This is a genomic window from Telluria sp. GW821-FHT07G12, from assembly GCF_059418525.1.
Window position 1 is genome coordinate 638,187 of sequence record NZ_JBWKQA010000001.1, and the last position, 17,523, is coordinate 655,709.

The following is a 17,523-nucleotide window of genomic DNA, read 5'->3' on the forward strand; positions in this document are numbered from 1 at the left end:
ATGGACCAACTCACTGCCGGCTGCCTGTGCGGCGACCTGCGCGTCACCGCAACAGGCCGGCCCTACCGCGTCGGCCTCTGCCACTGCATGGACTGCCGCAAGCACCACGGCGCGCTGTTCCACGCCTCCGCGATTTATCCCGAAGACGCGGTGACCATCGAAGGCGAAGCCCACCACTACGGCACGCGCTATTTCTGCCCGCGCTGCGGCTCGTCTACCTTCTCGAAAAGCGGGGATGAAATCGAGATCAGCCTGGGCGCGCTGGACAGCCCGGACCAGTTCAAGCCGACTTACGAACTCTGGACCATACGCCGCGAATCCTGGCTGCCGCCCTTCCCGCTGGCCAGGCACTACGAGCGCGATCGCCCGGACACGGGGCGCACCGAAGTGTAATCACTCGCCCGGCGGCAGGCAGCCGAACATGCGCTTGCCGGGACGTTCGCCTTCCCAGATCTGGTGCACGACGGCGCTGCCGTCGCGCTGCTTCGCCAGGCAGAAGCGGGCCTCGTAGGCCTGGGCGGTGCCGCGCGTCTTGCCGGGGCGGGCGTCGATGCGCAGGTAGTAGACCTTGCCGGCTTCCAGCGCCGCAGCCTGGCTGCGCGGCAGTGACGCGACCTGGCCGCCGTAGGGCACGCACATCGAAAAGCTCAGGGGAAAAGTGCGTTCGGGCGGCATGATCATTTTCCACAGCAGGCGCTGGCCGTCCGACACGGTGACGGAGTGGAAATCCGGCGTACCCTCGCGTTCTTCGCGCGGGCTGATGGTGAAGCAGGGGCCGCCGCGCGGGCCTTCGCGGACTTCGGCGGCGCCGATGCGGGCAATGGCTTTCGCCGCCGGCAGCGTGAACACCAGCGCGCACAGGGCGCAGACAAGGAATGGGAATCGCATGACGGTCTCTTGGGGAACGAGCGCACGAACGAGAGCCTACGTTGGCGGGCTCGGCTGGGGCTTGATGAATCGCAATGCTAGAGGCGAAGGAGCTTGCGCGCCCCGCCCCGCGGCAGATTCTCGCGATCGGCCGGATCGGCCAGGAAGCCCGCCAGCACGCATTCGTACAAGCCCAGCTGATGCGCATGGCGGCGCTGGCGCACCACGCGCGGCTGCTGCATGAACTTCAGCGCGAAGTAATCGGCCAGCAGGTCGCCCTGGGCTTCCATGTTGTAGTCGGAAAGACGCGCGTCTTCGCGCAGCTCGTAGTGGTAGGACAGGCCGAACCGGATCGCGCCGCGCAGCCGCACCGGGTAGCCCAGCTGGTGCTGCCAGACGTGCACCATCTCGTGCATGAACCAGTGGATGACGGTCGGGTTGCCCTCGCTGTAATCAGGGAGGAAGCAGGAGTGGTGGAAGTAGATGCTGCCGTTGGGCGTCATGGCGCAGTTCTTCGGCTGCACCAGCGGCAGGTAACGGCGGTTGTGGACCCGCACGCGCGTGTAGTCGATGGCGTCGCCGAACAGCAGCGACGCCATCTCTATCTCGCCCGCGGTCAGAGCACGCGCCAGGCGAGACATGCCTAGTTGAAGCTCAAGCTTTAAGCGGCGCGCAGCGAAGACGCCGATTTGGCCAGCTCGGTGATCAGATCCCAGTCGCCGGCCTTCATCGCATCCGCCGGGGTCAGCCAGGAACCGCCCACGCAGGCCACGTTCTTCAGCGCCAGGAACTGCGGCGCGGTCTCGATCGAGATGCCGCCGGTCGGGCAGAAGGTCACGTCCGGCAGCGGGCCGCCGATTGCTTTCAGCATGCCGACGCCGCCCGCCGGCACGGCCGGGAACAGCTTCAGCTGCTTGAAGCCGGCTTCGCGCGCTACCATCACTTCGGATGGGGTCATGCAGCCCGGCAGCAGCGGCAGGCCGCTCTTCTTCGCGGCTTCGATCAGGGCCGGGGTCAGGCCCGGCGACACGCCGAATACCGCGCCGGCATCGCGCGAGGCAGCGAATTCTTCCGGCTGGGTCAGGGTGCCGACGCCGACGATCGCGCCTTCGACCTGGGCCATCGCGCGGATCGCCTCCAGGCCGTGCTTGGTGCGCAGGGTGACCTCGAGCACGCGGATGCCGCCGGCGACCAGCGCCTTGGCAAGGGGGACGGCGTGGTCCGGATCGTCGATCGCGATCACCGGGATCACGACAGCCGATTTCATGATGTCGAGCAGGCTCATATCAGTACTCATCGTTTTGCTCTCTCAGGTTTTATTTGGATTTGCGAAACAGGAAGTCTTCGTCGGAACCCGGCATGATCTCACCGGTGTCGGTGCCTTCGTGCAGGGGAACGGTGGTCTCGATCGGCGACGGCAGCGGGAAGTGGGCGGCGCCCTCCTCTGCCGCGCTGACGTGTTCGCGGAACATGGCAAACAGCTCGCGGCCCATGCCGATGTGACTCTTGCTCAGGTCCGCCGTCGCCATCTTGCGCGAGGCCCAGATATCGGACGGCACCAGCGCTTCCAGCGTGCCCTGGGTCGCATCGACACGGATGATATCACCGTCGCGCACGAGGCCCAGCGGGCCGCCGGCCAGGATTTCCGGCGACACGTGGATCGCCGCCGGCACCTTGCCGGACGCGCCAGACATGCGGCCGTCGGTAACCATCGCCACGTGGTAGCCGGCGTCCTGCAGGTTCGACAGCGCCGGGGTCAGCGCGTGCAATTCCGGCATGCCGTTGGCGCGCGGGCCCTGGAAGCGGATCACGGCGACGAAGTCGGTGTTCAGCTGACCGGCCTTGTACGCATGCATGAAGTCTTCCTGCGAATCGAAGGTCTTGGCCGGGGCCTCGACGATGTGGTGTTCCTTCTTGACCGCCGAGACCTTCATCACGGCGCGGCCCAGGTTGCCCTGCACCAGTATCAGGCCGCCGTTGTCGCTGAACGGGTTGGTGTGCTTGCGCAGCACGTTCTCGTCGCCGCTCTGTTCCGGCAGGTCCTTCCACACGACCTTGTCGCCGTCCAGGAAGGGTTCCTTGCAGTGGGCGCGCAGGCCGCGGCCGAGGATGGTGTTGACGTCGTCGTGGGCCAGGCCGGCGTCCAGCAGCTCGCGGATCACGAAGGTCGGGCCGCCGGCGGCCTGGAAGTGGTTCACGTCGGCGTCGCCGTTCGGGTAGACGCGGGCCAGCAGCGGCACCACTTTCGACAGCTCGTCGAAGTCGGTCCAGTCGACCACGATGCCGGCTGCGCGCGCGATGGCGATCAGGTGCATGGTGTGGTTGGTCGAGCCGCCGGTGGCGTGCAGCGCGGCGATGGCGTTGACGATGCTCTTCTCGTCGACGATGTGGCCGATCGGCATGTACTCGCCGCCCTGCTGCGAGATCTTGACGGCGTGTTGGGAGGCGGCACGCGTCAAGGCGTCGCGCAGCGGCGTGCCCGGGGTGATGAAGGCGGAACCCGGCAGGTGCAGGCCCATCATCTCCATCAGCATCTGGTTGCTGTTGGCGGTGCCGTAGAAGGTGCAGGTGCCGGCGCCGTGGTAGGCCTGGGCTTCGCCTTCGAGCAGCTCTTCGCGCGTGGCCAGGCCTTTCGCGTAGCGCTGGCGCACCGCGGCCTTTTCCTTGTTCGAGATACCGGTGGTCATCGGGCCGCCCGGCACGAAGATGCCCGGGATGTGGCCGAAGTGCAGCGCGCCGATCAGCAGGCCCGGCACGATCTTGTCGCAGATGCCCAGGTAGAGCGCCGAGTCGAACATGTTGTGCGACATCGCGATGGCGGTCGACATGGCGATGGTGTCGCGCGAGAACAGCGACAGTTCCATGCCCGGCTGGCCTTGCGTGACGCCGTCGCACATGGCCGGCACGCCGCCCGCGAACTGGGCCACGGCGCCGACTTCGCGCACGGCGTCCTTGATCACTTTCGGGAAGTATTCGAAAGGCTGGTGGGCCGACAGCATGTCGTTGTACGACGAAACGATGGCCACCGAAGGCTGCTTCTGCTCGCGCAGCTTGAGCTTGTCGTTGGCCGGGAACGCGGCGAAGCCGTGGGCCAGGTTCGTGCAGGCCAGCGTCCCGCGCTGCACGCCCTGCACGCGCGCGGCGTCCAGGTGCGCCAGATAGGCCCGGCGCGACGGCCGGCTACGCTGGATGATGCGTTGGGTCACCTTCTCTACTACGGGATGCACCATGATCGTTCCTTGTGAATTGGATTTCTGAAATTTTACTACAAAAGCTGAAGGGGCGCATGCTGGCGCCCCGTTTTCATGTCAGCCCCGAGAGATTCGAATGTTGATCGCGGGCACGTTCGCAAAATGCTGCGCATTCCGCCCCGCCCTACGGTAGGGTGGGCACCCCGTGCCCACGGCTTCACGCTCACTTTATGTAGTGATTTTACGCCCGCTTCCTGTATGATTCGATAATCTGCACAAAATGACATCATACCGTCCATACTATGCGCCAACCTCTTCTCACCAGCACCACCAGCTACCAATCGCTCCGTAATCACGCTTCCCAAGCCAGGGAATGGCAGATGCGCGAGCTGTTCGCACAGGATCCGCAGCGCTTCGAGCGACTGTCCGTCGAAGCCGCCGGGCTGTTCCTAGACTATTCAAAAAACCGTCTTGACGGGCGCACGCTTGAACTGCTGGCTCAGCTGGCGCGCGAGCGCGGCGTGGAGCGCCTGCGCGATGCGATGTTTGCCGGCGAGAAGATCAACCTGACCGAAAACCGCGCCGTCCTGCACACCGCCCTGCGCGCCCCGCGCAGCAAGCCGTTCGAGCTCGACGGCCAGAACATCACGGCCGATGTGCACGGCGTGCTGGACCACGTCAAGACCTTCAGCGACAGCGTGCGCAACGGTTCGTGGAAAGGCCACACCGGCAAGGAAATCACCGACGTCGTCAACATCGGCATCGGCGGCTCCGACCTCGGCCCGAAGATGGTCTGCCTGGCGCTGCGCCAGTTCACCCATCCGCGCCTGACCATGCACTTCGTCTCGAACGTCGACGGCCACGACATGGACGCTGCGCTGTCGCGCGTGAATCCGGAAACCACCCTCTTCATCATCGCCTCGAAGACCTTCACCACGGCCGAGACCATGATGAACGCGAACACCGCGCGCGCCTGGTTCCTGCAGCAGGCGCCTGAAGCGGCGCTGGCAAAACACTTCGTCGCCGTATCGACCAACGTCGAAGCGATCAAGACCTTCGGCATCGACCCGGCCAACATGTTCCCGTTCTGGGACTGGGTCGGCGGCCGTTATTCGGTGTGGTCGGCAATCGGCCTGCCGGTCGCGCTGGCCGTCGGCCATGGCTACTTCATGGACTTCCTGGCCGGCGCCCACGCCATGGACGAGCACTTCCGCACCGCCCCGATCGAGCAGAACCTGCCGATGATCATGGGCCTGGTCGGCTTCTGGAACCGCGAGTTCCTCGATTGCCCGTCGGTGTCGATCGCGCCCTACCACCAGGACCTGAACCGCTTCCCGGCCTACCTGCAGCAGCTCGACATGGAAAGCAACGGCAAACGCGTCACGCGCGCCGGCGACACCATCACCGACTACGAAACCGGCCCGGTGATCTGGGGCGACGTCGGCACCAACGGCCAGCACGCCTACTTCCAGCTGCTGCACCAGGGCACGGACGTGACGCCGATCGATTTCATCGCCGCCCTGCGCCCGGCCCACGAATTCCACAACCACCACGCGGCCCTGCTGGCCAACTGCTTCGCGCAGTCGGAAGCCTTCATGAAGGGCAAGACGGCCGACGAGGTGCGCCAGGACCTGGCCGGCCAGCCGGCCGACGACATCGAGCGCCTGGTGCCGCACAAGACCTTCCCGGGCAACCGCCCCAGCAACACCATCCTGATGGAGTACCTGACCCCGGCCACGCTGGGCGCCCTGATCGCGCTGTACGAGCACAAGGTCTTCGTGCAGGGCGCGCTGTGGGACGTCAACAGCTACGACCAGTGGGGCGTCGAGCTGGGCAAGGTGCTGGCCAAGAAGATCGAGGCGGAACTCAACGGCGAGGCGCAACCCGCCGGGCACGACAGCTCGACCAACGGCCTGATCGCGCGCGCCAAGGCCACGGTGTAAGGGAGGACTGCATATGAAGAGCGAACAATTCGTGGTCGTCCATGACGAACCGATGAAGACCGGCGAATGCCCGGTCTGGCACGCGGTCGAATCCGCGCTGTACTGGGTCGACGTGCCCGACTGTATGGTGCACCGCCTGCACCCGGCTAGCGGCAAGTATTCCTCGTGGAAGATGGACAGCGAGCCGTCGGCGCTGGCCATCGACGTCGACAACAACCTGGTCGTCGCCACCCGCAACGGTTTCGTCTACCTGAACACCAGCACCGGCGAGCGCGAGGACATCGCCCCCGCGCCCTACGACACCAAGATCATGCGCTTCAACGACGGCCGCGTGGACCCGGCGGGCCGCTTCTGGGTCGGCACCCTGTACGAGCCGCGCGACCAGCCCAAGGCCGAGATGTACGTGCTCGAAGCCGGCAAGCTGCGCCAGGCCTGGGCCGGCGGCATGACCAACTCGAACGGCCTGGCCTGGACCCTGGACGGCAAGACCATGTTCCATGCCGACACCACCAGCCACCGCATCGACGTCTACGACTACGACCTCGCTACCGGTACCCAGTCGAACGGCCGCAACCTGGTCACCTTCGAAGCCGACAAGACCACCGGCACCTACGGCGGCCGCCCGGACGGCGCGGCGATCGACAGCGAAGGCAACTACTGGATCGCCATGTATGAAGGCGGACGCATCCTGAAGCTGTCGCCTAGTGGTGAGTTACTGCAGCAGGTCGATCTGCCTTTGAAATGTCCGACTGCGGTGTGCTTCGGCGGGCCGGATCTGCGGACCATGTATGTCACCAGTGCCTGCGGCGGACGCCCGCAGGAAGAGCTGGCGCAGTATCCGCATAGCGGGAAGGTGCTGGCGTTCCGGGTGGATGTGGCTGGGCTTGAAATGCCCGAATATCGCGGCTGATCGGCATGCTCGTGGGCACGGGGTGCCCACCCTACATTGCCGCTGTTCGTAGGGTGGGCACCCCGTGCCCACGTCTGCGCCAACCCTCAAATGGATGTGGCACCATATACCAGCAGCACATCCTCTGACGTAGTAAATTTACTTGCGCAACCAATAATTGTGTAGTAAATTTACAATCAAGCTCACACCCCTCATCTTACGATCAGACACCCATGGCTCTTTCCGATTTCGACCTCGTTTTCTTCGGCGGCTCCGGCGACCTCGCGATGCGCAAACTCTTGCCCGCGATGTACGCGCGTGACGTCGCCAACGACTTGCCGGCCACCGCCCGCATCATCTGCGTGGGCCGCGAAGACATGACGCAGGAGCAGTTCCTGCAAATGATCGAGACGAATTCGAAGCCGCACATCAAGGAAAGCGTCGATGAAGCCGCATGGAAGAAATTCCTGGAGCGCATCACCTGGGTGGCCGTCGATGCCGTCAAACTGCCGAGCTACGCCGCACTGGTCGACGCCCTGCGCAAGGACGAGTCGCTAACCCGCGTCTACTACCTGGCGACGCCGCCCTCGCTGTTCGCGACGATCTGCGACAACCTGGCCGCCAGCGGCCTGGCGACGCCGAATTCGCGCGTCGTGCTGGAAAAGCCGCTCGGCCGCGACCTCGAATCGGCCAAGCAGATCAATGCGGACGTCGGCAAGGTCTTCGCCGAGTCGCAGATCTACCGGATCGACCACTACCTCGGCAAGGAGACCGTGCAGAACCTGCTGGCCCTGCGCTTCGGTAACGTGCTGTTCGAGCCGCTGTGGCGCCGCGAGTGGATTTCGGACGTGCAGATCACCATCGCCGAGAAGATCGGCGTCGGCAACCGCCTCGGCTACTACGACAATTCCGGCGCCCTGCGCGACATGCTGCAGAACCACCTGCTGCAACTGCTGTGTATCGTCGCGATGGAGCCGCCGACCTCGATCGCGCCGGACGCCGTGCGCGACTCCAAGCTGCAGGTGCTGCGCTCGCTGAAGCGTTTTACCCCGACCACGCTGTCGCAGAACATCATCCGCGGCCAGTACCGCAACGGCTTTGTCGACGGCCAGCCGGTGCCGGGCTACCGCGACGAACCGGGCGCGCCCAAACAGTCGAAGACCGAGACCTTCGTCGCCATGAAGGCCGAGATCGATACCTGGCGCTGGGCCGGCGTGCCCTTCTACCTGCGCACCGGCAAGCGCATGGCTGACCGCCTGGCCGAGATCGTCGTGCGCTTCAAGCCGATCCCGCATTCGATCTTCAACCAGCCGACTTCGAGCTTCCAGCCGAATTCGCTGGTGATCCGCCTGCAGCCGGACGAGGGCCTGTCGTTGAACCTGATGTCGAAGACCCCGGGCGACGGCATGCGCCTGAAGCAGGCCGAGCTCGAACTCGACTTCCGCGAGCAGTTCAAGGCGCCGCGCATGGAAGCCTACGAGCGCCTGCTGCTCGACGTGCTGCGCGGCCAGCTGACCCTGTTCATGCGCGGCGACGAACTGGAAGCGGCCTGGGAATGGGTCGAACCCATCCTCGACCATTGGGAACAGGACGACACCTCGCCGGTGCCCTATTCCTCCGGCACCTGGGGCCCGGCCGCGTCCAGCGCCCTGATCGGCCGCGACGGCCTGCAGTGGCGCGAAGAAGCGCTGCCGGAAGACTAAGGACCTGATAACCGTGCTGCTCGACTCCATCCGCACCCAGCTCGATTCGCTGTCGAAGTCCGAGCGTAAGGTCGCGCTCGCCGTGCTGGCCTCGCCCAACGGCACCGTCAGTCAGAACATCACCGCGCTGGCGCGCGCCGCCCAGGTCTCGGAGCCGACCGTGGTGCGCTTCTGCCGCACCCTCGGCTATGACGGCTGGCACGAGTTCAAGCTGAAGCTGGCCCAGGGCCTGGCGCTGGCCCTGCCTGGCGCCAGCGAGCAGCCGGCCCAGGACGACCTCGCCGCCGACCTGGTCAACAAGATCTGCAGCCGGTCCATCAACACCCTGCTCGACCTGCGCAACAACCTGAAACCGGAACTGATCCAGAAGGCGCTGGACATCCTGTCGCGCGCCAACAAGATCGAGTTCTACGGCCAGGGAACCTCCGGCTTCGTCGCCGCCGATGCGCAGCACAAGTTCTTCCGCTCGGGCGTGCCGACCATCGCCTACACCGACCCGGCGATCCACTCGATTGCCGCGGCCCTGCTGCGCGAAGGCGACGTGGTGGTGGCGATCTCCCAGCGCGGCAACAACCCCGCGCTCACGCGCTCGGCCAAGCTGGCACGCCGCGGCGGCGCCGAGGTGATCGTGCTGGCGCCGTCCGGCACGCCGCTGGCGGACATGGCCAGCCTGCTGATCCCGATCGACCTCGTGTTCGCGACCGACCCCTACACCCCGATCTCCGCACGCCTGGCCTACCTGGTCGTGATCGACGTGCTGGCCGTCGGCCTGGCGCTGCAGCGCGGTCCGGAGTTCCGCAAGAAGATGCAGAATGCGCAGAAGGCGCTGCAGGAATTCGACATGCAGTTCGATTCCTTCATCGGCTAATCTGCCGCCGTGATTACCGTCTGGGGCAATGCCGACTCCATCAACGTCCAGAAGGTCCTATGGACCTGCGAAGAGCTGGCGCTCGCGTACGAACGCATTGACGCCGGCCGCCACTTCGGCCTGGTCGGCACGCCGGAATTCCGCCGCCTGAATCCGAACGGTCTGGTCCCGACCATATCCGATGACGGCTACGTGGTCTGGGAGTCGAACACCATCGTCCGCTATCTCGCCGGCCGCTATGGGCCGGACAGCCTGCTGCCGCTCGAGCCCCGCGCGCGCGCCGACGCCGAGCGCTGGATGGACTGGACCAATTCGACCCTGTGGCCGGCCCTGCTGCCGCTGTTCCGCGCCTACATGCGCACACCCGCGGGCGAGCGCGATCCGGCGCGGATCGAAGAGCAGCGCCTGGCCGCGCTCGCTACCATGCGCATCCTCGACGATCATCTCGCCGGGCGCGATTACGTGGGCGGCGACGCGTTCACGGTGGGCGACATCGCGGCCGGCTGCGCGGCCTGGCGCTGGTTTGCCCTGCCGATCGCGCGCGCGCCGCTGCCCAATCTGCAGCGATGGTTCGAGCGCCTGGCTCAACGTCCGGCCTTCCGCAAAACGGTGATGACCCCGCTGACCACTTGAATCGCGTGCTGGGCTAAACTAGTGCGGATGAAACACACTCTCTTCCTCTTCGACCTCGACGACACCCTCCTCGACTTCAAGGCCTCCGAACAGCTGTCCTTCGTGCGCACGCTGGAGGCGCTCGGCATGCGCGAAGGCATAGCCACCCTGTTCCCGCAATACCAGGCAATCAACATCGCCCTTTGGCGCGAATTCGAGCTGGGCGCCGTCTCGAAGGACTTCCTGAAGGTCGAACGCTTCCGCCGCACCTTCGCGCAGAACGGCCTCGAGCTGGATCCGGCGGCCGCCAGCCACCTCTACCTCGAGTCGCTGTCCGAAACCGTGGTACTGATCGACGGCGCCAGGCAGGTCTGCGAAGCCCTGTGCGCGATCGGCGAAGTCGGCATCATCACCAATGGTGTCGAGCATATCCAGACCCGCCGCATCGCCAGCTCGGGTTTGAAAGACCATATCTCCTTCGTCTCGACCTCCGAAGCCTGCGGCTACGCCAAGCCGGACAGCCGCTTCTTCGACTACGCGACCAGGATGGCGCGCGCCTTTGCCAAACACGAGACCGTGATCGTCGGCGACCGGCTGGATGCCGACATCCTCGGCGCCAACCGTTTCGGCATCGACAGCTGCTGGTTCAATCCAACGCAGCTGGCGAACGAATCGGAGGCCGTGCCCACTTGCGAAGTGGGCAGCCTGCACGAGATCGTTCCGGCCTTGAAGAAGCTGGCCGCCTGACAGCCAGGTTCAGGCCTGGCGGGCGCGCTCCACCGCGGCATCGAAGGCGGCGCGATCCGAGGTGACGGTGATGAGATTGCCCGTCTGGGACAGGTGCTGGGAGATCGATACGACCAGGTTCATGTAGCGCGAGCCGGTCAGCACGGATACGCGCTTGAGCTGGGTGCGGCAGTTCGAAAAGAATTGGGTCCACTCCTTGCTGACCTCGGTCGACACCAGCGTGGTCTGTTCGGCGTCCACCAGCAACTCGAGCGGCTGGGTGCGCAGGATTTCCATGCGCATCTCGTCGAGGGCCGCCTGGCCGAACTGGCCGTTGTCCTGGCCGCTGATCGTGACGAGCAGGACGCCCGGGCGCAGGCGCCGGAACCTGAAGCTGCCCGCTTCCGAGGAAAGCTCGACGAGTCCGTCCGGATGGGTGATCTTGGAAAATTGGTTCATGGCTGAGAGAGTGGCGCCGAATGCCAAAATTATAATGCACCGGGGGCGCGCTGCGTGACGGCGCACCCTGCCGTAAAATACGCGTTTCGACATCGACCGACGCCGTCACCGCCATGCACATCAATCCCGAACGCAGCACCCGCCCCGACTACGACCTGCTGGTACGCCAGGTCGCCAGCGTCCTCGAAGGCGAGCGCGACCTCACCGCCAACGCCTCGCAGTTCTCGGCCCTGGTCTACGACACCCTCGCCGACCTCAACTGGGCCGGCTTCTACCTGACCGTGCCGAGCAAGAAAGGCGAAGGCGAGGACCTGCTGGTCGGCCCCTTCCAGGGCAAGCCGGCCTGCGCCCGCATCCCCTTCGGCCGCGGCGTCTGCGGCACCACCGCCGTCAAGCGCGAGACCATCGTGGTGCCGGACGTCCACGCTTTCCCGGGCCACATCGCCTGCGACTCAGCCTCGGCTTCGGAAATCGTACTTCCGGTGATCAAGAACGGCAAGCTGGTCGGCGTGTTCGATATCGACAGCCCGAAGCTGGACCGTTTCTCGGACGAAGACAAGGCCGGCCTGGAAGCCATGATCGCGGCCTTCCTGGACGCCACCGATTGCTGACCGGACTCAACCACCTGACCCTGGCGGTTGCCGACCTCAACCGCAGCTTCGCCTTTTATAAAGACCTGCTCGGCTTCAAGCCGGCCGCGATCTGGAACACGGGCGCCTACCTGCGCCTGGGCGAGCTATGGCTGTGCCTATCGCTCGACGGCAAGCGCGCCGCCGGCCAGGACCCCGACTATACGCATGTCGCCTTCGACATTGCCCAGAACGATTTCGCGGCCTTCCGCGCGCGCCTGCTCGAAGCCGGCACGGTCGAGTGGCGCCGGAACAAAAGCGAAGGCGATTCCTTCTATTTCCTGGATCCGGACGGCCACCAGCTCGAAGCCCACGTCGGCAGCCTGGCCAGCCGCCTGGCCGAATGCCGCGCGGCGCCATATGCCGGCATGCGCTTTTTCGAATAAATCGCCGGCTGCGGGTACGGTACAATCACGGAATTCGTATCTCACATCACTTTCCAAGCATCATGAACCAACTCGAACAGCTCAAGCAGTACACCACTGTCGTCGCCGACACCGGCGACTTCCAGTCGATCAAGGCCTACGCCCCGCAGGACGCGACCACCAATCCGTCGCTGATCCTGAAGGCCGTGCAGAAGCCGGAATACCGTCCGCTGCTGGAAAAGGCCGTCGCCGAAGCCAAGGGCGCCGGCGTCGAAGAGATCGTCGACCGCCTGCTGATCGCTTTCGGCGTCGAGATCCTGAAGTTCGTGCCGGGCCGCGTCTCGACCGAGATCGACGCCGCGCTGTCCTTCGACACCGAAGCGACCGTCGCCAAGGGCCGCGAACTGATCGCCCTGTACGAAGCCGCCGGCATCAAGCGCGAGCGCGTGCTGATCAAGATCGCCTCGACCTGGGAAGGCATCCGCGCCGCCGAGATCCTGGAAAAGGAAGGCATCCGCTGCAATCTGACCCTGCTGTTCTCGCTGTGCCAGGCCATCGCCTGCGCCGAAGCGGGCGTGCAGCTGATCTCGCCTTTCGTCGGCCGCATCTACGACTGGTACAAGAAATCGACCGGCACCGACTACCAGGGTGCGGACGATCCGGGCGTGCAGTCGGTCAAGCGCATCTACCAGTACTACCGCAAGTTCGGCTACAAGACCGAGGTGATGGGCGCGAGCTTCCGCAACACCTCGCAGATCCTGGAACTGGCCGGCTGCGACCTGCTGACCATCTCGCCGGACCTGCTGCAGAAGCTGGCCGATGCGGATGCGCCGGTCGAGCGCAAGCTGACTGCCGATGCCGGCGCCGATCTCCAGAAGATCGCGATGGACGAGAAGACCTTCCGCTTCATGCTGAACGAAGATGCGATGGGTACCGAGAAGCTGTCCGAAGGTATCCGTGCCTTCGTGGCGGATTCGGTCAAGCTGAAGAAGATGATCGAGGAACTGCGCTGATCGATTTGTGACTCAGCGTCACAAATAACAACGGCGGCCTCGAGCCGCCGTTTTGCTTTTCTAGCCCGGGAAAGCCGTCATCCCAGGCGTATTCGACCCCGCCGGCCCGGGCGTGCGCGCCACATTCATCACCCAGCACACCATCGTGAAGTAGCCGATCAGCGCGGTCAGCTCCACAGTCCCCGGCTCGCCGAAGTGGGCCACGGCCTCGGCGTACGTCGCATCGCTCACGCCCTGGCGCAGCATCAGCTCGTGCGCGAAATCTACCGCGCAAGCCTGGTCGCCCGGCAGGTCGCGCGGACGGCGTCCCGCGCCCAGCGAGGCAATCGCCTCCTCCTTGACGCCGGCCTTGATGGCTGCCGGCGCGTGGGTCTGCCACTCGAACTGGTTGCCGGTCTCGCGCGACACCACGCAGATCACGAGTTCGCGGATCGCATCCTTCAGGCTGCCGCGGAAGCGCAGGGTCTCGCCGGTCTTGCCGATGTGCTCCATCAGCGCCGGCACCTGCAGCAGCGGCACGAAGGGCCCGAAGATGGCCTTGCGCGGCCCGTTGATGATGCTGTCGGCGGCGGCCTGCTGGGCCTCGCTCATGCCGTCGCGGGACGGAAGCGGGAGGCGCTCGTTGGTCATCGGGCCGAAGCCCTGTGGGGTGCTCATGCTTGCTCCTTATCGAGATGGTTGATCGTGGCTGCGCAGGCGCCACAGGTAGACGGCGCTCGCCAATAGTCCCAGCGCCGACAGGGTCAGCGCCAGCTTCAATGCACCGGCCTCGCTGGCCGTCAGTCGCGCGATGCCGGCGCTGACCAGCGGCCCGGCCAGCTGGCCGAGCGCGAAGCCGGCCGTCATCCGTCCCAGCACGCGCGTGGCCTGGCCTTCGGCGCGCGCCCTCGCCTCCTGCATGCCGACCATGGTGATGACCATGAAGGTGCCGCCGACCAGCAGCGCGGCCAGGGTCACGCTCATCAAGGACGTCCACACCGCCGGCAGCAGCACGCCGATCGCCATCAGCACGTGCGCGGCCGCCCACACGCCGATGCGATTGGCCTTCGCGAGGCGCCACGATACCAGCACCGTGGAGATGGCAGCTGCGGCGCCGAACACCGGCCAGGCCAGGCCGAACACGTGCGGATCGTCGACCAGTTGGCGCGCCAGCGCCGGCAAATAGGTCGCGGGCAGGATGTAGCCGAAGCCGAACAGGGTGTAGCAGGCGACCAGGCCGCCGGTCTTTGCAGGCGCAGCTGCCACGGCGGGCGCCGCAGCCGCAGCCGCAGCAGGCGACAAAGGCGGCGCAGGCAGACTGCGGCTCAGCATCAGCGGCAGCACCGAGGCCAGCGCGCCCAGCGCCGCCAGGCCGATCCACAGCTGCGGCGACGGAAATGAAGAACCAAGCAGCAGGCAGAACAGTCCGGCGGCGGCGATGCCGATCCCGACTCCGGAGAATTGCACGCCGGCCAGGTCGGGCCGTCCGAGCGCCGCCAGCCAGCCGAGGCCCCAGGCGCTGGTCGCGACCAGGGTCCAGGCGCTCATCACGCCCGCCAGGAAGCGCAGCACGGCCCACCAGAAGCCGGACGCGGTCCAGCCGACCGCCGCGGTGATGATCACGGTGCCGGCCAGGCCCAGCGCCAGCAGCAGCGCCGGCTTGATGCGGATGCGGGCGGCCACCAGCGCCCCGGCCAGGTAGCCCAGGTAGTTGGCGGCGGCGAGCATGGCGCCGGCATGGCTGTCGATCAGGCCATCCCTCACCATCAGCGGAAACAGGGGCGTGAAGGCGAAGCGGCCGATGCCCATGGCCACCGCCAGCGAGATCATGGCGGCCGCGCAGACTGCCGCCGCGGTACGCCCGGGCCTGGCGCTTGTCGAAAGTATTGTGCTGTCCATGCCTGTATTAAAGCGCAGCCGGCGCGCGCTGACTAATGAATAAAAGTGGACTATCATTCTCTCCATGAGAACAATCGACCTTGAAGCCCTGCTGATCTTCCGCACCGTCGTCAGCGAAGGCGGCGTGAACCGGGCCGCGGAAAAGCTGCACCGCGTGCCGTCCAACGTCACCACCCGCATCCGCCAGCTGGAAGAATACCTCGGCGTGCGCCTGTTCCGGCGCGACGGCCGCTCGCTCAGCCTTACCAGCGAGGGCGGGACCCTGCTGAATTACGCCACCCGTTTGCTGCGCCTGGCCGACGAAGCCGTCGACGAGCTGCGCACCGGCAAGCCGCAGGGCGTGTTCCGGCTCGGCTCGCTGGAGAGCACGGCCGGCAGCCGCCTCGCGCCCATCCTGTCGCGCTACCACGATGCGCATCCAGGCGTGGTGGTGGAACTGGTCACCGGCACCACCGGCGCCATGCTCAACAAGGTCAGGAATTTCGAGATCGAGGCCGCCTTCGTGTCCGAACCCTTCACGGCGCCGGAACTGCAGTCGCTGCCGGTGTTCCGCGAAGAGCTGGTCCTGATCACGCCGCGCAATGCCGGGACTATCCGAAGCGCCAAGGACCTGGGCCGCCTGACGATGATTGCATTCGCCCACGGCTGCTCCTACCGCCGGCGCCTGGACGACTGGCTGGGCAGCGAGGACGTGGTGGCCGAGCGGGTGCTGGAATTCGGTTCCTACCAGGGCATGATCGCCTGCGTGGCGGCGGGCACCGGCTTTGCCGTCGTGCCGCAGAGCGTGCTGGGCGCGCTGCAGGCTTCGGACAAAGTCAGGCAGCACAAGCTGCCGGCGCGGATCGCGGAGAATCGCACGCACCTGGTGTGGCGCGGCGAGCCTTCGCTGGCGCTGGAGGGCTTGATCACGATATTGCGCGATAGCGCCGGCAAGGAAGAAGCCGTCGTCCAGGCTGCGCATCCTGCGGTCGCCGAACTGTGATGATCTTGCGAAACGCCTGGGCAAATCGCCAGATCAGCAAGAAGCAGGCGCTTGGCCTGTCGACCGTGTTCGTCTGGTTTTTCATCGGCGGGATCATGCATTTTGCCGCGACCCGCCTCGAAGCCAGTGTCGTACCGCCTTATATCCCCTGGCCGGTGGCGGCGGTGCTGGTCAGTGGCGTCGCCGAGTTACTGGGTGCGGCCGGCATTCTGATACCGCGGGTACGCAGGGCGGCCGGCATCGGGCTGTTTCTGCTGACCGTGGCCGTCACCCCGGTCCACATCTACATGCTGCAGCGGCCGGAACTGTTCCACATACCGCTGTGGGCGCTATGGCTGCGTTTGCCGATCCAGCTTTCCTTGTTGTGGCTGATCCAATGGAGCACTTGGCGTCCACGCCGCTTTCAAGGACCTCGCTTGGCGCCAGGCTTGCGATGAAACCGTCGTGAGCTGACGGGCTTGCCGTTCACGTAGCCGATGACTTCGATGTGCTGCGTATCGTAGACCAGCGGATAGCGGATCCGCGTTTCCTCGCCGGCGCGGCCGCAGGTGCTGGCGCGCAACTGCAGCAGATACGTCGGGATGCTGCCCTTGACTCCGGCAAGGAATCGGGTGCCGCGGCCGTCCACGTAGACCGTGCCGGGGCGCTCCTGTTTCACCTCGAACTGCTGCACGCAGGGCGACGCCCTTTTATCCGCGCCGGTCCAGGTCATGCTCCCGCCCTCGATGTTCAGGCGCGTGTAGACCGCTTTCGGCCCCGAGCCATCGTCCAGCAGCCAGCGCCCTTCGAACGGCAGGGATTGCGCCAGGACGGACGGGGCGCAGGCAAGGCCGGCGAGCATCGCGAACAGGAATCTCATCGGCGCCCCGCCCGCAAGCCTTCCATATACGGATCGATCACGCACTTCCCCAGCTGCAGCAGGTCGAAACTCTGCGGCGCGAACATCCAGTTGCGGATCATCCCGTCGATCATCACCCACATCGCCAGCGCGATCCTGGACGGATCGGCGTCCTTGCCGATCAGGCCCTTGTCGGCCGCCAGCTTGATGCGGCGCTCGGCGCGCGCCATCCAGTTACTCATGCTGACCTGGCGGCGTAAGCGCACTGCGTCCATCTCGTCGACGAATTCGACTTTCAGGGTGGCGATCTCGAACACGCGGCGCGCGCCCGGATCCTCGACGGTGCGGCGCAGCACGGCCAGCATGTAGTCGCGCAGGTCGGACAAGGGGTCGCTGGATTCGGCCTCGTCCAGCAACTGCAGCTCGGCTTCCAGCGGCAGGGTCGCGCGCTCCATCATCGCGTTGAACAGCGCGCCCTTGTCGTCGAAATGCCAATAAATTGCGCCGCGCGTCACACCGGCGGCGCTTGCGATATGCTGCAAAGTTGTTCGGGACACGCC

Annotated in this window: 21 protein-coding genes; 12 read left to right on the forward strand and 9 right to left on the reverse strand. The window is 65.7% G+C overall.

Features of this window, described 5'->3' with window-relative positions; all coding sequences use genetic code 11:
* The gene (locus AC07PE_RS03045) at nt 1–393 is read left to right on the forward strand and encodes a GFA family protein (RefSeq protein WP_498761455.1); all 393 of its coding nucleotides are present in this window, start codon (nt 1–3) and stop codon (nt 391–393) included.
* On the opposite strand, the gene AC07PE_RS03050 is transcribed toward AC07PE_RS03045, so the two are convergent.
* The 4 genes from AC07PE_RS03050 to edd form a co-directional block, all read right to left on the reverse strand.
* Nucleotides 394–888 carry a hypothetical protein gene (locus AC07PE_RS03050; protein ID WP_498761457.1) on the reverse strand — a complete coding sequence of 165 codons (495 nt, stop codon included), beginning with the start codon at nt 886–888 and terminating at the stop codon, nt 394–396.
* Between the two features lie 77 nt (nt 889–965).
* On the reverse strand, nt 966–1,508 hold the full coding sequence (locus tag AC07PE_RS03055; protein ID WP_498761458.1) for a Rhs element Vgr protein: 543 nt from the start codon (nt 1,506–1,508) through the stop codon (nt 966–968).
* A 20-nt stretch (nt 1,509–1,528) separates the two neighbouring features.
* Nucleotides 1,529–2,152, reverse strand: a complete 624-nt coding sequence (eda, locus tag AC07PE_RS03060) for a bifunctional 4-hydroxy-2-oxoglutarate aldolase/2-dehydro-3-deoxy-phosphogluconate aldolase (RefSeq protein ID WP_230029349.1) — start codon at nt 2,150–2,152, stop codon at nt 1,529–1,531.
* A gap of 31 nt (nt 2,153–2,183) precedes the next feature.
* Nucleotides 2,184–4,100: a phosphogluconate dehydratase gene (edd, locus tag AC07PE_RS03065; RefSeq protein ID WP_498762958.1), complete on the reverse strand. Its 1,917-nt coding sequence runs from the start codon at nt 4,098–4,100 to the stop codon at nt 2,184–2,186.
* 260 nt (nt 4,101–4,360) lie between these two features.
* Here edd and pgi point away from each other — a divergent pair, with 260 nt between their 5' ends.
* The 6 genes from pgi to AC07PE_RS03095 all read left to right on the forward strand — a co-directional run bounded on the left by pgi (nt 4,361) and on the right by AC07PE_RS03095 (nt 10,820).
* Nucleotides 4,361–6,001, forward strand: coding sequence for a glucose-6-phosphate isomerase (gene pgi / locus AC07PE_RS03070; protein WP_498761460.1), 1,641 nt, complete (start codon nt 4,361–4,363; stop codon nt 5,999–6,001).
* 13 nt (nt 6,002–6,014) lie between these two features.
* Entirely contained in the window at nt 6,015–6,911 is an 897-nt protein-coding gene (locus AC07PE_RS03075; protein WP_498761462.1) for an SMP-30/gluconolactonase/LRE family protein, read from the forward strand.
* Nucleotides 6,912–7,123: 212 nt separating this feature from the next.
* Nucleotides 7,124–8,593, forward strand: coding sequence for a glucose-6-phosphate dehydrogenase (gene zwf, locus AC07PE_RS03080; RefSeq protein WP_498761464.1), 1,470 nt, complete (start codon nt 7,124–7,126; stop codon nt 8,591–8,593).
* A 13-nt stretch (nt 8,594–8,606) separates the two neighbouring features.
* Nucleotides 8,607–9,461: an SIS domain-containing protein gene (locus AC07PE_RS03085; protein WP_379768396.1), complete on the forward strand. Its 855-nt coding sequence runs from the start codon at nt 8,607–8,609 to the stop codon at nt 9,459–9,461.
* A gap of 9 nt (nt 9,462–9,470) precedes the next feature.
* Nucleotides 9,471–10,094, forward strand: coding sequence for a glutathione S-transferase family protein (locus AC07PE_RS03090; protein WP_498761466.1), 624 nt, complete (start codon nt 9,471–9,473; stop codon nt 10,092–10,094).
* A 27-nt stretch (nt 10,095–10,121) separates the two neighbouring features.
* Nucleotides 10,122–10,820 carry a YjjG family noncanonical pyrimidine nucleotidase gene (locus AC07PE_RS03095; protein ID WP_498761468.1) on the forward strand — a complete coding sequence of 233 codons (699 nt, stop codon included), beginning with the start codon at nt 10,122–10,124 and terminating at the stop codon, nt 10,818–10,820.
* A 9-nt stretch (nt 10,821–10,829) separates the two neighbouring features.
* Here AC07PE_RS03095 and AC07PE_RS03100 read toward each other — a convergent pair whose 3' ends face one another.
* A complete protein-coding gene (locus tag AC07PE_RS03100) occupies nt 10,830–11,258 on the reverse strand; it encodes a hypothetical protein (protein WP_498761470.1) in 429 nt (142 codons plus the stop codon).
* Nucleotides 11,259–11,371: 113 nt separating this feature from the next.
* On the opposite strand from AC07PE_RS03100, the gene AC07PE_RS03105 reads away from it, so the two are divergent.
* From AC07PE_RS03105 to tal, 3 genes are all read left to right on the forward strand, one after another.
* Entirely contained in the window at nt 11,372–11,869 is a 498-nt protein-coding gene (locus tag AC07PE_RS03105; RefSeq protein ID WP_498761472.1) for a GAF domain-containing protein, read from the forward strand.
* Complete coding sequence (gene fos, locus AC07PE_RS03110) at nt 11,863–12,273, forward strand: fosfomycin resistance glutathione transferase (protein ID WP_498761473.1); 411 nt, start codon at nt 11,863–11,865, stop codon at nt 12,271–12,273. Before AC07PE_RS03105 ends, fos begins: the two co-directional genes overlap by 7 nt.
* Before the next feature lie 62 nt (nt 12,274–12,335).
* Entirely contained in the window at nt 12,336–13,265 is a 930-nt protein-coding gene (tal, locus tag AC07PE_RS03115; protein WP_498761475.1) for a transaldolase, read from the forward strand.
* A 60-nt stretch (nt 13,266–13,325) separates the two neighbouring features.
* Here the strand turns inward: tal and AC07PE_RS03120 are convergent, their stop codons facing one another.
* Both AC07PE_RS03120 and AC07PE_RS03125 read right to left on the reverse strand, forming a co-directional pair.
* Nucleotides 13,326–13,922 (reverse strand): carboxymuconolactone decarboxylase family protein, encoded by a 597-nt coding sequence (locus AC07PE_RS03120; RefSeq protein WP_498761477.1) that lies wholly within the window; start codon nt 13,920–13,922, stop codon nt 13,326–13,328.
* 9 nt (nt 13,923–13,931) lie between these two features.
* On the reverse strand, nt 13,932–15,143 hold the full coding sequence (locus AC07PE_RS03125) for a YbfB/YjiJ family MFS transporter (protein ID WP_498761478.1): 1,212 nt from the start codon (nt 15,141–15,143) through the stop codon (nt 13,932–13,934).
* Nucleotides 15,144–15,207: 64 nt separating this feature from the next.
* Here AC07PE_RS03125 and AC07PE_RS03130 point away from each other — a divergent pair, with 64 nt between their 5' ends.
* Both AC07PE_RS03130 and AC07PE_RS03135 read left to right on the forward strand, forming a co-directional pair.
* Nucleotides 15,208–16,125 (forward strand): LysR family transcriptional regulator, encoded by a 918-nt coding sequence (locus AC07PE_RS03130; protein ID WP_498761480.1) that lies wholly within the window; start codon nt 15,208–15,210, stop codon nt 16,123–16,125.
* Entirely contained in the window at nt 16,125–16,562 is a 438-nt protein-coding gene (locus tag AC07PE_RS03135; RefSeq protein ID WP_498761482.1) for a DoxX family protein, read from the forward strand. Before AC07PE_RS03130 ends, AC07PE_RS03135 begins: the two co-directional genes overlap by 1 nt.
* Here the strand turns inward: AC07PE_RS03135 and AC07PE_RS03140 are convergent.
* A complete protein-coding gene (locus AC07PE_RS03140) occupies nt 16,529–16,984 on the reverse strand; it encodes a hypothetical protein (RefSeq protein WP_498761484.1) in 456 nt (151 codons plus the stop codon). The genes AC07PE_RS03135 and AC07PE_RS03140 overlap by 34 nt on opposite strands.
* The gene (locus tag AC07PE_RS03145) at nt 16,981–17,520 is read right to left on the reverse strand and encodes a TetR family transcriptional regulator (protein WP_498761486.1); all 540 of its coding nucleotides are present in this window, start codon (nt 17,518–17,520) and stop codon (nt 16,981–16,983) included. Before AC07PE_RS03145 ends, AC07PE_RS03140 begins: the two co-directional genes overlap by 4 nt.
* Nucleotides 17,521–17,523 lie beyond the last annotated feature (3 nt).

Coding starts and splice junctions, on each gene's coding strand:
- AC07PE_RS03045 (WP_498761455.1), top strand. CDS start 1: ATGGACCAACTCACTGCCGGCTGCCTGTGCGGCGACCTGCGCGTCACC.
- AC07PE_RS03050 (WP_498761457.1), bottom strand. CDS start 888: ATGCGATTCCCATTCCTTGTCTGCGCCCTGTGCGCGCTGGTGTTCACG.
- AC07PE_RS03055 (WP_498761458.1), bottom strand. CDS start 1,508: ATGTCTCGCCTGGCGCGTGCTCTGACCGCGGGCGAGATAGAGATGGCG.
- eda (WP_230029349.1), bottom strand. CDS start 2,152: ATGAGCCTGCTCGACATCATGAAATCGGCTGTCGTGATCCCGGTGATC.
- pgi (WP_498761460.1), top strand. CDS start 4,361: ATGCGCCAACCTCTTCTCACCAGCACCACCAGCTACCAATCGCTCCGT.
- AC07PE_RS03075 (WP_498761462.1), top strand. CDS start 6,015: ATGAAGAGCGAACAATTCGTGGTCGTCCATGACGAACCGATGAAGACC.
- zwf (WP_498761464.1), top strand. CDS start 7,124: ATGGCTCTTTCCGATTTCGACCTCGTTTTCTTCGGCGGCTCCGGCGAC.
- AC07PE_RS03095 (WP_498761468.1), top strand. CDS start 10,122: ATGAAACACACTCTCTTCCTCTTCGACCTCGACGACACCCTCCTCGAC.
- AC07PE_RS03100 (WP_498761470.1), bottom strand. CDS start 11,258: ATGAACCAATTTTCCAAGATCACCCATCCGGACGGACTCGTCGAGCTT.
- AC07PE_RS03105 (WP_498761472.1), top strand. CDS start 11,372: ATGCACATCAATCCCGAACGCAGCACCCGCCCCGACTACGACCTGCTG.
- tal (WP_498761475.1), top strand. CDS start 12,336: ATGAACCAACTCGAACAGCTCAAGCAGTACACCACTGTCGTCGCCGAC.
- AC07PE_RS03120 (WP_498761477.1), bottom strand. CDS start 13,922: ATGAGCACCCCACAGGGCTTCGGCCCGATGACCAACGAGCGCCTCCCG.
- AC07PE_RS03125 (WP_498761478.1), bottom strand. CDS start 15,143: ATGGACAGCACAATACTTTCGACAAGCGCCAGGCCCGGGCGTACCGCG.
- AC07PE_RS03130 (WP_498761480.1), top strand. CDS start 15,208: ATGAGAACAATCGACCTTGAAGCCCTGCTGATCTTCCGCACCGTCGTC.
- AC07PE_RS03135 (WP_498761482.1), top strand. CDS start 16,125: ATGATCTTGCGAAACGCCTGGGCAAATCGCCAGATCAGCAAGAAGCAG.
- AC07PE_RS03140 (WP_498761484.1), bottom strand. CDS start 16,984: ATGAGATTCCTGTTCGCGATGCTCGCCGGCCTTGCCTGCGCCCCGTCC.